Source organism: Mesorhizobium sp. B3-2-1 (genome assembly GCF_006439515.1).
Classification (GTDB): domain Bacteria; phylum Pseudomonadota; class Alphaproteobacteria; order Rhizobiales; family Rhizobiaceae; genus Mesorhizobium.
On record NZ_VFTI01000005.1, the window covers coordinates 145,469 to 158,413 of the forward strand.

14 protein-coding genes are annotated in these 12,945 nt (G+C 64.9%); 3 read left to right on the plus strand and 11 right to left on the minus strand.

Annotated elements, in window-relative coordinates; genetic code table 11:
• Positions 1-35 precede the first annotated feature (35 nt).
• The 8 genes from FJW08_RS07320 to FJW08_RS07355 form a co-directional block, all read right to left on the minus strand.
• Positions 36-185 carry a hypothetical protein gene (locus FJW08_RS07320; RefSeq protein WP_140509404.1) on the minus strand — a complete coding sequence of 50 codons (150 nt, stop codon included), beginning with the start codon at positions 183-185 and terminating at the stop codon, positions 36-38.
• A gap of 56 nt (positions 186-241) precedes the next feature.
• Positions 242-529: a PRC-barrel domain containing protein gene (locus FJW08_RS07325; protein WP_140809944.1), complete on the minus strand. Its 288-nt coding sequence runs from the start codon at positions 527-529 to the stop codon at positions 242-244.
• 210 nt (positions 530-739) lie between these two features.
• Positions 740-1,063, minus strand: coding sequence for a DUF2934 domain-containing protein (locus tag FJW08_RS07330; RefSeq protein ID WP_140809945.1), 324 nt, complete (start codon positions 1,061-1,063; stop codon positions 740-742).
• A gap of 121 nt (positions 1,064-1,184) precedes the next feature.
• Positions 1,185-1,766, minus strand: a complete 582-nt coding sequence (locus FJW08_RS07335; protein ID WP_140809946.1) for a BA14K family protein — start codon at positions 1,764-1,766, stop codon at positions 1,185-1,187.
• A gap of 100 nt (positions 1,767-1,866) precedes the next feature.
• Entirely contained in the window at positions 1,867-2,382 is a 516-nt protein-coding gene (locus FJW08_RS07340) for a DoxX family protein (protein ID WP_140809947.1), read from the minus strand.
• A gap of 337 nt (positions 2,383-2,719) precedes the next feature.
• Positions 2,720-3,199 (minus strand): tetratricopeptide repeat protein, encoded by a 480-nt coding sequence (locus tag FJW08_RS07345; protein ID WP_140809948.1) that lies wholly within the window; start codon positions 3,197-3,199, stop codon positions 2,720-2,722.
• Positions 3,200-3,229: 30 nt separating this feature from the next.
• The gene (locus FJW08_RS07350; protein ID WP_140809949.1) at positions 3,230-4,201 is read right to left on the minus strand and encodes an MBL fold metallo-hydrolase; all 972 of its coding nucleotides are present in this window, start codon (positions 4,199-4,201) and stop codon (positions 3,230-3,232) included.
• Between the two features lie 124 nt (positions 4,202-4,325).
• Complete coding sequence (locus FJW08_RS07355) at positions 4,326-4,547, minus strand: DUF680 domain-containing protein (protein WP_140809950.1); 222 nt, start codon at positions 4,545-4,547, stop codon at positions 4,326-4,328.
• Between the two features lie 625 nt (positions 4,548-5,172).
• On the opposite strand from FJW08_RS07355, the gene FJW08_RS07360 reads away from it, so the two are divergent.
• The 3 genes from FJW08_RS07360 to FJW08_RS07370 are packed head-to-tail and all read left to right on the plus strand — an operon-like array spanning position 5,173 to position 10,432.
• Positions 5,173-9,285, plus strand: a complete 4,113-nt coding sequence (locus FJW08_RS07360; protein WP_181182857.1) for a Pls/PosA family non-ribosomal peptide synthetase — start codon at positions 5,173-5,175, stop codon at positions 9,283-9,285.
• 29 nt (positions 9,286-9,314) lie between these two features.
• Entirely contained in the window at positions 9,315-9,791 is a 477-nt protein-coding gene (locus FJW08_RS07365) for a GNAT family N-acetyltransferase (protein WP_246682263.1), read from the plus strand.
• Positions 9,788-10,432 (plus strand): 4'-phosphopantetheinyl transferase superfamily protein, encoded by a 645-nt coding sequence (locus tag FJW08_RS07370; RefSeq protein ID WP_140809952.1) that lies wholly within the window; start codon positions 9,788-9,790, stop codon positions 10,430-10,432. The genes FJW08_RS07365 and FJW08_RS07370 overlap by 4 nt, the downstream gene beginning before the upstream one ends.
• A 3-nt stretch (positions 10,433-10,435) precedes the next feature.
• Here FJW08_RS07370 and FJW08_RS07375 read toward each other — a convergent pair whose 3' ends face one another.
• The 3 genes from FJW08_RS07375 to FJW08_RS07390 form a co-directional block, all read right to left on the minus strand.
• A complete protein-coding gene (locus FJW08_RS07375) occupies positions 10,436-11,536 on the minus strand; it encodes a KamA family radical SAM protein (RefSeq protein ID WP_140809953.1) in 1,101 nt (366 codons plus the stop codon).
• Between the two features lie 286 nt (positions 11,537-11,822).
• A complete protein-coding gene (locus FJW08_RS07385; protein ID WP_140809954.1) occupies positions 11,823-12,719 on the minus strand; it encodes an NmrA family NAD(P)-binding protein in 897 nt (298 codons plus the stop codon).
• Complete coding sequence (locus tag FJW08_RS07390) at positions 12,716-12,913, minus strand: DUF1127 domain-containing protein (protein WP_140759654.1); 198 nt, start codon at positions 12,911-12,913, stop codon at positions 12,716-12,718. Before FJW08_RS07390 ends, FJW08_RS07385 begins: the two co-directional genes overlap by 4 nt.
• Positions 12,914-12,945: the final 32 nt, after the last annotated feature.

Genomic DNA, 12,945 nt, shown 5'->3' on the forward strand with positions numbered 1-12,945 from the left:
GCTCTGAAAGGCCGGACCTGCCAATTTGCTTCAACTCACCCCCTCTTAAAATACTGCACCTCCCTTTCATGCTTCTCCGCCGCCTCCCTCGTATCAAACGTCCCCAAATTCCGTCGCTTCCCCGTCTTCTCGTCCTTCTTCCTTGAATAAAGCCGGTATTTTCCGTCTTTCAGCTTCCTGATCATCGGTCTCTCCCTTGGAAAAGACGAAAGGCCCGGCGATCGCCGAGCCCTTCTTTTTGTCAGTCGCGGTGTTCGGGCATGGCTTTCAGCTGGTCCTTAGTCCAGTTGGTCACGGCGTGGACGTCGCCGTCCTCGTCACGCATGAAATCGAGTTCGTTGGCGACGACGGCCACCGGTTTGGCGCCGATGCCGAGGAAGCCGCCGACATCGATGACGACCAGGCCGCTGCCATGCATATGATCGACGGAGCCGATCCTCTCGTCGTTGGGGCCGTAGATGGCCGCGCCTTCAAGCGTGTCCGGTGTCAGTTCGGCGGGGCGGAGCCTTACGTGATTTGCGTGGTCCATCAGTGCATCTCCTCTCGGGTTGGGACAGGGTGAACCTCCCAGGCGGCCAAGGGTTCCGACCGATTTCATGTCGCCAATGCCTTTGGGGTAACGCCGGTCAGACCGCACCAGGCCACCGGCGCCGGGTACCGGCGGCGCCGCGTTTTCGTGCGCTGATCAGGGCAATTCCAGGAAAATCCTGAAACGGTTTTCCCTTGGAAATTGCGTGGCCTAGCTGCGCTTCTTCGCCTTGAGGCTGCGCGCGGCCTGCTCGATCGCAGCGCGGTCGTTGCCCAGGCGGTCGAGCAGCTCCTGCGCCTCGTCGCCCGATATGCCCGTGCGGACGGCCAGTTCCTCCACCGTCAGCACGTCGGAGCTGGCGATCTCGCCGGTCTGCGGCAGCGCGTCGCCGGCCGTGAGCGGCAGGGCGGCCTCCCGGTCGATCTCCATCTCGGCCTGGCGCCAGTGCCGGTCATGGTCGCCATGCGCGCCGCCTTCGCGTTGCCAGATCTCGTACGCGCGGTTCCTGATCTTGTCGTCGCGGTCGTCGCTCATATCGTTCCTCCACTCATGTGAGGCATGAACGCCGCGCCGATCCGAATGATCCAAAAAATCTGCGTGATCGCCGCGCATCGCAAGGCGCCGCCTTTCAGCCGCGCCCGGTCCCATTCGGCGCCTACTCGCACTGGCGCCTGGGTCCGCCGGAATAGGGCTGATAGCTGTTGTCGTCGGGCCGGTAGGAGCGGTAGCGGCTGAAGCAGGAATCGACATGGTCGGCGGAAAGCGCCGTCGTGGAAGCGGCGTCGCCCGTCTCGGCATAGCTGACTTCGGCCGAAGCGCCCCGGTCGGCGCCGGCGTCGAGATATGGCGAGACGCAGGGGCGCAGCCGCCCGCTATAGGACATGTAGCTGTTGTCGTCGGGATGGTAGGAGCGGTAGTGGCTGGCGCACCACTGGAGATGCGACGCCGGCAGTTCGGCCGCTGCGGGCGCGGTCGAGCCGGTCGCGGCCGGGTCGGGTGCCGGCTCCTTGGCCGCGATATCAGGCGGCGCGGGCTGGTCGGCCGGCAAGCGTTCGAGGTTCTGCGCCGCCTTGTTCACCGGCCGCGCGTTCCTGGTCCACAGTTCCGCCACGCTGACGGTCGGCCTTGCCTCATGCGGGGACTTGGCGGCAAGCAGCCAGGCGGCAAAGCCTAGCCCGCTGCCGAAGACCGCAAGCGTCAAGACGAAGCCGCCGACCAGTGCCAAAATCGCTTTCACGTCACGCTCCTTCAGTCCCTGCTTATAGAATGCGGAGCATCAAGGCTGGTTCCAGCACAGCGCGCGCAAGCGTGCGTGGGCGCGCGGGCTCAGCTGGTCCTCAAACCGGCAGCCTCAGGGAAAACTGGTTCTCGACCGCCAGCAGCGCCGCCACCATGTCCTTGTCGCGCCGCCGCTGCTGCAAATAGCCGGCCAACAACCAGTCCAGCGAGAACCGGCCCGCGCCGGCAACGGCCAGCACGAACATGCCGCCTGATATGGCCAGATCCTTCTCGAAATGCAGCAGTTCGTTCTGGCTGGCGAAGTTGGTGTGGAACAGCATGGCCGTGGCCAGGCAGAACAGGCCGAGCCCGACTGCGCCCGGCCGCGTCAGCAGGCCCGTTGCCACCGAGAGCCCTGCCCCCAGTTGCAGTGCGATGGTGGCGACAAGCAACGGCAGGCCGACGCCGAGGGCTGCCATGGCCTTGGCGGCGCCCTCGAAATGCGTGGCCAGCGTGACGCCCTCATGCAGGAAGATGAAGGACAAAAGCAGGCGCCCGACAAGCAGGGTCACATCCCTCAGGTACAGTCTGGTGGCGAGGCGGTGCAGCTGCGCGGCGCGTTCGTTCAGGGTCATGGTCGGGCTCCAATATTTCTACACCATGCGGGCACGCGCGCGGACGGCGCTTGCCGAATGTGATGCTTGAAAGGGCCGGAGCCGGCTCGAGGGAGAGGCGCCGGCTCCGGCAATGGGCGCCAGCCACGAGCGCCCGAACTTTGGTTCATTTCGCGTTGAGGTTCGCGCCAAGGCCCCCTCATCCGGCCGCTTCGCGGCCACCTTCTCCCCGCTGGGGAGAAGAGGCAGATGCCGGCGCCAGCGCCCTCCTCTCCCCTCGGGGAGAGGTCGGATTGCCCCGAATTGCTCTTTGCAATTCGGTTGGCAATCCGGGTGAGGGGGAACTTGCGCCGCCGCCCTACTTCGTCACCTTGGTGTCGATGGCCTTTTGCAGGTCGGAAAGCTCCTCGCAGCCGGCGGGGCAGAGTTTCTGCAGCGAAGCCAGCTGCTCATTAGCCTTGGCCATGTCGCCGGTCTCGACATAGAGCTCGCCCAGATATTCGCGGGCCGCCTTGTGGTCGGGCTTCAGCTCCAGCGCCTTGTTGTAGTAGGTCAGCGCGGTGTCGAAGTCGCCGGTCTTGCGCAGCGTGAAGCCAAGCAGATTGTAGACGTCGGCCTGCTGGTTGTCCTGCGCGAGGTCCCGCAGGTCCGCCAGCGCGCCCTTGTAGTCCTTGGCGTCGAGCTTGGCCTCGACGGCGGTGAGGTCGGGCGCGTCGGCCCCCTCGATGTTGTCGACCGCATAGGCCGGCATGACCGTGGCGACGGGAACGACGGTCAACACGGCAATGGCGCCGAGCAGGCCGAACAGGGCGTGCTTGCCCAGGTAGGATTGTTTCATTGTCTGTCTCGCTTGATTGGGAGCTCGCGCTCAAATCTGGACGGGAGTGAAGCCGTAGGCATTGCCGTCCTTGACGAAGACGCCGGTGCCTGGGAACGGGAAGTGCGAGCCGGAAATGCGAATGTTGTCCGCGATCACCCGGTCGATGAGCTTGTGGCGCGTGGCGATCGCCGTCGGCCCGTCCTGGTCGTAAGCGCCCTGCCATTCCGGGTGCGGCGCCAGCAGCGCCGGCACATACATGGTGTCGGCTGAGATCATCAGCTGCTCCTTGCCGGAGTTGGCGAGATACACCGAATGACCCGGCGTGTGGCCGGGTGCGGCGATGATCTGGATACCGGGCACGACCTCGGCGCCATCCTCGACCAGCTTCCAGTTCTTCCATTTCGGGAAGTTTTCGGCGATGCGCTTGCCCGCCGGCTTGCGCCCCTCGGGCAGCTTGGCCAGGCGGCTGGGATCGGTCCACCAGGTATATTCGGTGGCGTTGACGATCAGCTCGGCATTGGGGAACGCTGGCGTGTTGGTGCCCTTCTCCATCAGGCCCCAGACATGGTCGGGGTGGAAATGCGAGATCATGATGGTGTCGATCGCCTTGTAGTCGATGCCGGCAGCGGCCATGTTGGCCGGCAGATGCGTGGCGTTGGCCTGCCACTGGCCGACGCCCGAGCCCGCGTCCATCATGATTAGCCTGCCACCCATCTTGAGCACGGCGACGGTGAGCGGAATGGGCATGAAGTCGGTGGTCAGCCCGGCCTTGGCGAGAGCAGCCTTGGTGTCGTCGACCGAAACATCCTTGATGAAGGCCGGGTCGTGCGGCTTCTTCCAGATGCCGTCATAGATGGCGGTGACCTCGATATCGCCGACCGAGTACTTGTAGAAGCCGACTGTGGGTTCCACCGGCATCTGCGCGAAGGCGGGCCGGGTGAATTCGAGCTTGCCGGCAAGGCCGAAGGCGGCAGCGGCGGCGGCGGATTGAAGCACTGTGCGGCGTGACATGCTGAACATGGCGTATTCTCCTGTGGGTTTCGGTGGCGGTGGCGGTGCAGGTGACGGAGGAGCCACGCCACATGGCCCTCCGTCCTGATTGCGGACGGGGTCAGGACCTGGAGGATGGTCCGAACCCCTGAACTCAGTTGCCCCAGATGCCGTGGCCTGGTTCATCCGCATCAGATTTCATCGTCGCCCGCATGCCGTGGCGGACAATCTCCGGCTTGGCGGTCGAGGCGGTGTAGGTGTTGTCGACGGTGGTGAGCGTCTGGTCGGCGGCGCTCGTGCCAAAATGGTCGCTACCGGCAAAGGCGAAACTCGAGGCGAGCAACATCGCAGCCACGCTGAGAGCGAGCTTGGTCATTTCGGTAAATCCTTATTTCGTTTCTTCGCGTCGCGGGCCGATTAGCCCCGCTGATGACAAGACCCGGAAGCGCCGCGCTTTATTCCCCGGCACCGAAATTTTTTTCAAAAGGCCGGAAAACCGGCGGCAGCGGCCATGCGGAAGCGCGCCCAGACACAATCCAGAAACAAGTTTCAACAGTTCAGAAAAACTGGCGAAAAGATCGGGTGGCATAAGCATCCCTCAACGGCCGGAAATCTGGCCGCCGCACAGGGCGCACGGACACAAGCGCACGGGGTTGGGTACGGGCGATGCTACGAGGTTCGAACGGATGGGGGCCCTGCCCTGCATGTCGCCCGCCGCAGGCAGCCTCCAGGCGGTGCGCACGCCTGCGCCCCGCGCTCATGCTCCCGAATATGTGAAGACAGGGCGGCCGATTCCGTGATAACCGCCCGGCCAAAGAGGATCCAGCGGTCTGCGATCGCCGGTCGGGATTCCGGAATCTTCCGTTTTGGAAGCTTCGGTCATTCCACCTCCATCAACCACGATCAAATTGCAGCGGCGGCACAGCCGATAATGCCTGCTCGAGCGGCGGCATGATCGAGATGTGCCTGTGACGGCTTCGCCAGGACGAGAAAGTTTGGAAATGGACCACGGTATCGATATCGCCGAACTGGACAGGGAAGCGGCAAGATCGGGCGGAGAGCCCGAGACCAGACCCGACAGCGCCGATGCACTTGCAGAACTTGCCTCGGTAGCGCGCAGCCAGATCCTGGTGGGTGCCGACTTTGCCCGGGCAGGTCAGCCGGACGAGCGGCTCGACAAGGTCTTCGAGCAACTCGCCGAAACATTTGCCACGCTGCCGGCGGTGATCTCCGAGGGCCGCACCTGGACGTATCAGGAGCTGGACAAGCGCGCCAACCAGTTCGCCCGCCTGCTGGTCAAGCGCGGCGTGCGGCCGGGTCACCGGGTCGGCCTCATCCTCGACCGGTCCGCGGAAACCTATGTGGCCCTGCTTGCCGTGGCGAAAGCGGGCGCCGCCTTCGTGCCGCTGGCCACCGCCTTTCCTGAAGAGCGCATGGCGCTCATCATCGAAGACGCCGGCGTCAGCCTGATCGTCACCATTGCCACCTACGCATCGCGGGCCGGCCAGTTGCCGGTTCCGCATCTGTTGATCGACAGCGCCGCCGCCGAGATCTCAGCCCAGTCCGACGCGCCGCTGAAGCCGCACAAGGCGCCGGCCGCAATCGAAGACATCTGCTATATCCTCTATACGTCGGGCACCACCGGCAGGCCCAAGGGCGTGGCCATCCGCCACCAGAGCTTCGTCAACTTCATCCGCGTCGCCGCCGCATCCTACGGCTACAAGCCGGGCGACCGCGTCTACCAGGGCATGACCATTGCCTTCGACTTTTCCTCCGAGGAGATCTGGGTGCCGTTCGTCGCCGGCGCGACCGTCGTGCCGGCACCCGGCCAGATGCCTCTCGTGGGCGAAGAGCTCGCCGATTTCCTGCGCCATCACGACATCACCTGCATGGCCTGCAGCCCGACGCTTCTGTCGTCCATGACATCTGATGTGCCCAGCCTGCGCACACTGCTGGTGGGCGGCGAGGCCTGCCCCCACAATCTGGTGGTGCGCTGGTCGAAACCGGGCCGGCAGATCCTCAACACCTATGGCCCGACAGAGGCGACCGTCACCGCAACCATGGGTACGCTGACGCCGGACCGGCCGGTGACGATCGGCGCGCCGCTGCCCACCTATTCGATCGTCATTCTCGACCCTTCGCTGCCGCAACTTGCCGAGCCCGGCGAACTGGGCGAGATCGGCATTGCCGGCATCGGGCTGGCGGTCGGCTATCTCAACAGGCCGGACCTGACCGAACAGAAGTTCATCGCCGATTTCCTCGGCCTGCCGAACAATCCGTCGAAGCGCATCTACCGCACCGGCGACCTTGGCCGGATCAACGACGCCGGCGAGATCGAGTATGCCGGGCGCATCGACACGCAGGTTAAGATCCGCGGCTATCGCATTGAACTCGGCGAGATCGAGGCCGTGTTGCTGGACCAGCCTGAGATCGCGCAGGCCGCCGTCACCACCTGGGAAATCGAGCCCGGCCGCGTCGAGCTCGTTGCCTATTACGCACCCAAGGCCGGCCAGCCGGCGCTCTCGCGCGCCGACATCGCGCAGACGATGAAGCGACGCCTGCCGGATTACATGGTGCCCGCCTACCTGGAGGAACTGCCGGCGATCCCGATGACGGTCTCCAACAAGGTCGACCTTCGCCAGCTTCCCAAACCGACCAGCGTCCGGCTTTCGGCCGACCGCGCCATGGTGGCGCCCGGCAATGACGACGAGCGCTTCCTGGCCGACGCGCTGTGCGCCGTGCTGAAATTCGACGACGTGTCCGTCGAGGACAATTTCTTCGACGATCTCGGCGCCAACTCGCTGCTCATGGCGCATTTCTGCGCCCGCGTCCGCACCCGCAAGGAATGGGCGACGACGTCGATGCGCGACATCTATCTCTATCCGACCGTTGCGCGCCTGGCCAAGCACCTGAGCGTGGCGGAAGAGATGATGACGGCCACCAACGAGCCCGTTCTCACCCGCCAGGCGTCCAATATCGTCTACTGGACCTGCGGCGCGGCGCAGCTGCTGTTTTACGCGCTTTACAGCTACGTGGCCTTGTGGGCGATCAACGGCGGCCTCAACTGGGTCTATGACACGCTCGACGATCCGCTTCAGCTTTATGTCAGGTGCGTGGTGCTCTCGGCCGGTGTGTTCTTCGGCATGTCGGGCTTTGCCGTTCTCGCCAAATGGGTGCTGGTCGGCCGCTGGAAGGCGGAAGCCTTCCCGATCTGGGGCCTGCGCTACTATCGCTTCTGGGTCGTCAAGACCCTGATCCGCTCCGCACCCGTCGTCCTGTTCCGCGGAAGCCCGCTCTACAGCCTGTACCTGCAGCTCCTTGGAACCAGGATCGGGAAGAACGTCGTCATCGAATCCCGCGCAGTGCCCGTGTGCACGGACCTGATTTCGATCGGCGACCGAACGATCCTGCGCAAGGAATCGCTGATCCTCGGCTACCGCGCCCAGGCCGGCTATATCCACACCGGGCCGCTGACCATCGGCCGCGACGCATTCGTCGGCGTCGGCTGCACGCTCGACATCGACACCGCGATCGGCGACGGCGGCCAACTCGGCCATTCCTCCTCGCTGCAGCGCGGGCAAAGCATCCCCGACGGCGAACACTGGCATGGATCGCCGGCGGTGCCGACCACGGCGGACTATTGCAAGGTGCGCAACGTCAACCCTCCCCGCATCCGACGCTTCCTCTACGAGGCCGTGCAACTGATAGGGCTGTTTGCGATCGTCACCCCGCTGCCGCTTTTGTTCCACAGCTATTGGGAGAATGTCGGCGACGACTATCAGGAGACGATCGGCCTTGTGGCGATCGGCACCACGGTCACGTTTTTCGGCTACATCGCCGTGGCCTTTTTCGCCGCCACGGTGGTACCGCGCCTGTTCAGCCTGATCCTGAAACCCGGCCGCACCTACACGCTTTACGGCTTCCGCTACTGGCTGCAGACGGTTGCCGAGTTCACGAGCAACTCGCGCGTGCTCGGGCTGCTGTTCGGCGACAGCTCGGCCATCGTCCATTACATGAGCGCCATCGGCTGGAACCTCAACAAGGTGGTGCAGACCGGCTCGAATTTCGGCTCCAACCAGCAGCACGAAAACCCGCTGCTGTGCGAGATCGGCACCCAGACCATGGTGTCGGACGGGCTTTTCATGATCAACATGCACAAGTCCGCTTCCGCGTTCCGGCTCGAGCCGACGCGGATCGGCGAGCGCAACTATCTCGGCAACAACATCTACTATCCGCCGGATGGACGCACGGGCGACAACGTTCTGCTCGGCACCAAGGTTATGGTCCCGATCGACGGGCCATTGCGCGAGAATGTTGGCCTTCTGGGCTCGCCCCCCTTTGAAATCCCGCGCATGGTGAACCGCGACAAGGAACTCATCGCCGGCATCGACGAGGAAGACCGGCGCCAGCGTATCCCGCTCAAGAACCGTCACAATCTGGTAACGATCCTCCTGTTCATGGCGACGCAATGGATCATGCTGTTCGCCACACTGGCGATCTGGGACCGGGCGCTGAACTATTATACAGAATGGGCGGAAATCGCCCTCTTCGCGGCGGTGCTTTTGACCTCGGCGATCACCATTCCGTTCTACATCTTCGTCGAGCGGGCAAGCCTCGGTTTCCGCAAGCTGAAGCCGCAGATAACGACGATCTACGACGTCACCTTCTGGCGCCATGAGCGCCACTGGAAGCTCGCAGATTCGCCCATCGTGCGCCTGTTCGCCGGCACGCCGTTCCGACCGATGATCCTGCGCATGCTGGGTGTCAAGGTGGGCAAGCGTGTGTATGACGGCGGCGCCAACCTGACCGAGCGTTCGCTGGTGGTGATCGGCGACGACGCCACGCTCAACGAAGGCTGCGTCATCCAGGCCCATTCGCTGGAGGAAGGTGCGTTCAAATCCGATTTCATCCGCATCGGCGATGGCTGCACGCTGGGGCCGTCCGCCTTTGTCCACTACGGCGTGGTGATGGGCAAGGGATCGATGGTCGATGCCGATTCCTTCGTGATGAAGGGCGAGGAACTCGAGCCCAACTCCATCTGGCGCGGCAACCCGGCCAAGCTGCATCGGTTCGTCGAGCCGATCATGGAAGACTGCTCCAGGGCGTCGTCCTGACGCTTGAGCCCGATATCATCGGAGGCCACGTGGCACAGCGATCCGGAAGCACCGTGGGCATCCATATCGCCCCCGTGACCAAGGCCAATCGCGCCTTGGTCACGGCGCTGCAGCTGGCGCCGGAGCAGATGGACTTCGTCGCCAGCAATGCGGACTCCCTGCGCGAAGCCAGATCCGATCGGGACGCGCGGCCACGCGCCGTCATAGTCGGGGACCAGCCTGTCGGATTCCTGATGTACGAGGTGCCACGGGACGACGACGAGGCGCGCATCTACCGCTTCATGATCGACCGTGCCTGGCAGGGCCGAGGCTATGGCAAGGCCGCGCTGCGGGCGGTGCTGGAGGAAATCGGCGGGCTCGGCCACATCAGGCACGTGTCGATCTGCTACGAACCGGAGAATGAGGCGGCGCGACGGCTCTATCGCAGCGCCGGTTTCGTCGAAGAGGGGCTCGACGAGGACGGCGAAATGATCGCCCATCTCGTCCTCCCGGCCGGCGATCGATGACGCCATCAGCCGATCCGTCGGAGGAAATCGCCCTGGCGCGCGCCATGGCGGCCATGGCCCCGGCCGGGGTCCGCACCGGTTGCCGGATCATCCGCGACGGCGACGAGGCCTATCTGTTGCCGGCGGAGGCAAGTTCCATCCCCGCCCGCTGGCCGGCCATGCGGCGGGCCAGCGGCACGGCGCGCTGGATCGCGCACCGGCTGCTCGCGGATACCGGCTTCGACGGCTTCGCCCTCTTGCGCACGCCGTCCGGTGCACCCGCCTGGCCCGAGGGGATAACGGGCTCGCTCGCGCATGACGACGACATGGCCGTGGCGGCGGTCGCGACTGTTGCCGGGATCGGCTCGCTCGGCATCGATGTCGAGCCAGCGCTGCCCCTGCCCGATGACATTTTCTCCCTCGTAGCCATTCCCGCCGACCGCATGGGTGCCGCCGACCGGCATCTCGCCGGCCGCATCCTCTTCGCCGCCAAGGAAGCGGTCTACAAGGCTGCCTATCCGCTGGATCGCAAGGTGCTGGGCTATGAGGACATCGCCGTGGACCTCGAAACCGGCCATGCGACGACGAGCACCGGCCGCAAGGTCAGCCTCGCATACTGCGTCGCCCCGCGTGTGGTCGTGCTAGGGTTTGTGGGGGAATAACCCCTATTCGCCAACCACTTCGCGATAGGTCCTCACCTGCCCGTCCAGCCCGCGTATCCGCCAGCTCTGCCCGTCCTGCCCCTCGATGTGGCAAGGTCCGAGCGGCACCTTGCCGCCGCCATCCGGCAGGTCCAGCACATAGACCGGATTGCAGATGCCCGACAGTCGCGTGCGCAGCGCTTCCACCAGCGCCTGGCCGTCAGCGATCGTGGTGCGGCGGTGCGCCATGCCGCGCGCCAGGTCGCCATGGTGGAGGTAGTAGGGTTTTATCCCAAGCCGGTACATCAGCTCGCGGCAGAGCTCTTCCAGCACCTCGACGCTATCGTTGACGCCCTTCAGCAGAACGCTCTGGTTGAGCAGCACGAAGCCCGCCTGCCGCAAGGCGCGGCAAGCTGCTTCGGTGGCATCGGTGATCTCGCGCGCGTGGTTGAAGTGGGTGACCACCGTCACCATCAGCCGGCCCTGTAGCGCCGCGACCAGCCCTTGCGTGATGCGCGACGGCAGCGCCACCGGCACACGCGTGTGGATGCGCAAGAGCCGCACATGGGGGATAGTCTCGATGCGGGCGCGGATTTCGGCGAGCGCTGCGTCGGGCAGCGACAGCGGATCGCCGCCGGTCAGGATCACCTCGCGGATTTCGGGATGATCCGCGATATAGGCTAGCGCCGGCTCCAGCGCCTCGCGCGTATAGCCCCGGCCGATCGATGTCAGCGATTCCTTGCGGAAGCAGAACCGGCAATAGATCGCGCATTGATAGGTCGGGAACAGAAGCACCCGGTCGGCATGGCGATGCGTCAATCGCGGCACCGGGCTGAATTCGTGGTCGGCGATCGGATCGCCAAGCTCGCCCTCCGCCTCCTCCAGTTCCCCAGGCGACGGGATCACCTGCGCCCGGATCGGATCGGCCGGATCGTTCCAGTCGATCAGGTCGAGATAGCTTTTTGGTGCGCGCACCTTGTGCAGCGTGGCGGCGGCTTGCGCGGCTTCGCGCTCGGCCGGCGAGAGTGGCAAGGAGGCGAGGTCGCGCACATGGCGCACGCCTGCGCGGACATCGTCCTGCCAGGCGGTGTCGGCGGCGCGGGTTGCATCTTTGAGGTTTGGCATTGGCAGGTCTCGGGCTGTTCGCCCGGACCTATCGGCCGGATGGGCTGTCGGGTCAACCATCACAGGAGGCCAACGACATCCGCCGCGCCCTATGGCGCCCCCCTCTGTCCTGCCGGACATCTCCCCCTCAAGGGGGGAGATTGGATGTTGCGACGGCCTTCGAAAATCTTCAAGGTTACAAGGGGAACGCCGGCGCCCGAGCTGCCAATATCCTCACTTGAGGGGGAGATGTCCGGCAGGACAGAGGGCGGCATCGTAGAGTGCCAGCCTCTGCCAAGAACCCTAATCACAACCTCCGCCCACCCGCGCCCGCCATCGCCACAAAAGCGCTCTCAATGCTTTCAAACCTCAGCTCCGGATAAAGCGTCCCCGCTTCCGCGGTGGCCGTCTCAAGCGCGGTCTCGCCGCGGATCCAGAATGCCCGCAGCAACCCCAGGCCGGGAACCGCCGCGATCAGCCCCTCCAACTCATCGGCGCTCATCTGCTTGGCGCGCGGCGAGCGGCCGCTCACCCGGCGCCACAGGTCGATCATCGCGCTCTGCGTTATCTTGTTCTGCGCGATGCGAATTTCGCTGCGAACGGCGTTGGGATCCTCCAGCGCGCGCAAGGTGACCGCCGCGATATCCTTCTCGCTGACAAACGTCGCCGGAACATTGCCGTCGCCATAGAGCGTCACCTCGTCCGGCGGCAGCGGCGACGAGCCGAAGCGCGTCAGGTCGCCCAGCGTCGCCACCCAGGTCGAGAAGAAGCCGTTGGTGTAGATCACGGTATAAGGCAGGTCGGCCTCCCGGACCGCGTCGAAGACGGCCCGCTTGATGTCGAGCGGTTCGATCGAGCCGCGTGCCGCTGCGGCAAAGTCGAGGCCAAAGCCGGCCGACGGCACATAGCGGGAGACGCCGGCATCCCTGACGGCGCGCACCAGCGTCATCTCGCTGGCCGACCCGACATGCACCGAGCTGATGACGCGATCGACGTTGCCGACGGCGCGAACGAGGCTGTCATAATCGTCGAGATCGCCGACATGCACCGTGGCGCCCAATTCCATCAGAGGGCGCATCCGCGCTTCATTGACTGATGTGGCCGGCCGGACGAGGACGTGCAGGCTGTCGCCATTGCGGGCGCTGGCCTTCGCCATCTCGCTGCCGAGAAGCCCGGTCGCGCCGATGATCAATGTGCTGGTCATATCGTCCTCCCGTTGCCCAGAATTCCTTTAGCAAGAATGGAGCCGTCCCAGTCGCGTTCGAGGCCGATGTCATGCAAACGGCGATCGGAAAGCCGGGAGATCTGGCGCAGCGTGCGGCGGCGCTCGAACGCTGCCGCGCTTCGCAGGGCAAGGCCGCTCATCGCGGCGCCGATGGGTCGAAGGGTCAAGCTCATAATCCGTCTCCTGTGTCTCACTGGGCGCAAGC

What these genes read in the sequence shown, in the direction of transcription:
- FJW08_RS07320 (WP_140509404.1), bottom strand. Translation starts at nt 185, where the DNA reads ATGATCAGGAAGCTGAAAGACGGAAAATACCGGCTTTATTCAAGGAAG.
- FJW08_RS07325 (WP_140809944.1), bottom strand. Translation starts at nt 529, where the DNA reads ATGGACCACGCAAATCACGTAAGGCTCCGCCCCGCCGAACTGACACCG.
- FJW08_RS07330 (WP_140809945.1), bottom strand. Translation starts at nt 1,063, where the DNA reads ATGAGCGACGACCGCGACGACAAGATCAGGAACCGCGCGTACGAGATC.
- FJW08_RS07340 (WP_140809947.1), bottom strand. Translation starts at nt 2,382, where the DNA reads ATGACCCTGAACGAACGCGCCGCGCAGCTGCACCGCCTCGCCACCAGA.
- FJW08_RS07345 (WP_140809948.1), bottom strand. Translation starts at nt 3,199, where the DNA reads ATGAAACAATCCTACCTGGGCAAGCACGCCCTGTTCGGCCTGCTCGGC.
- FJW08_RS07350 (WP_140809949.1), bottom strand. Translation starts at nt 4,201, where the DNA reads ATGTTCAGCATGTCACGCCGCACAGTGCTTCAATCCGCCGCCGCCGCT.
- FJW08_RS07355 (WP_140809950.1), bottom strand. Translation starts at nt 4,547, where the DNA reads ATGACCAAGCTCGCTCTCAGCGTGGCTGCGATGTTGCTCGCCTCGAGT.
- FJW08_RS07360 (WP_181182857.1), top strand. Translation starts at nt 5,173, where the DNA reads ATGGACCACGGTATCGATATCGCCGAACTGGACAGGGAAGCGGCAAGA.
- FJW08_RS07370 (WP_140809952.1), top strand. Translation starts at nt 9,788, where the DNA reads ATGACGCCATCAGCCGATCCGTCGGAGGAAATCGCCCTGGCGCGCGCC.
- FJW08_RS07375 (WP_140809953.1), bottom strand. Translation starts at nt 11,536, where the DNA reads ATGCCAAACCTCAAAGATGCAACCCGCGCCGCCGACACCGCCTGGCAG.
- FJW08_RS07385 (WP_140809954.1), bottom strand. Translation starts at nt 12,719, where the DNA reads ATGACCAGCACATTGATCATCGGCGCGACCGGGCTTCTCGGCAGCGAG.
- FJW08_RS07390 (WP_140759654.1), bottom strand. Translation starts at nt 12,913, where the DNA reads ATGAGCTTGACCCTTCGACCCATCGGCGCCGCGATGAGCGGCCTTGCC.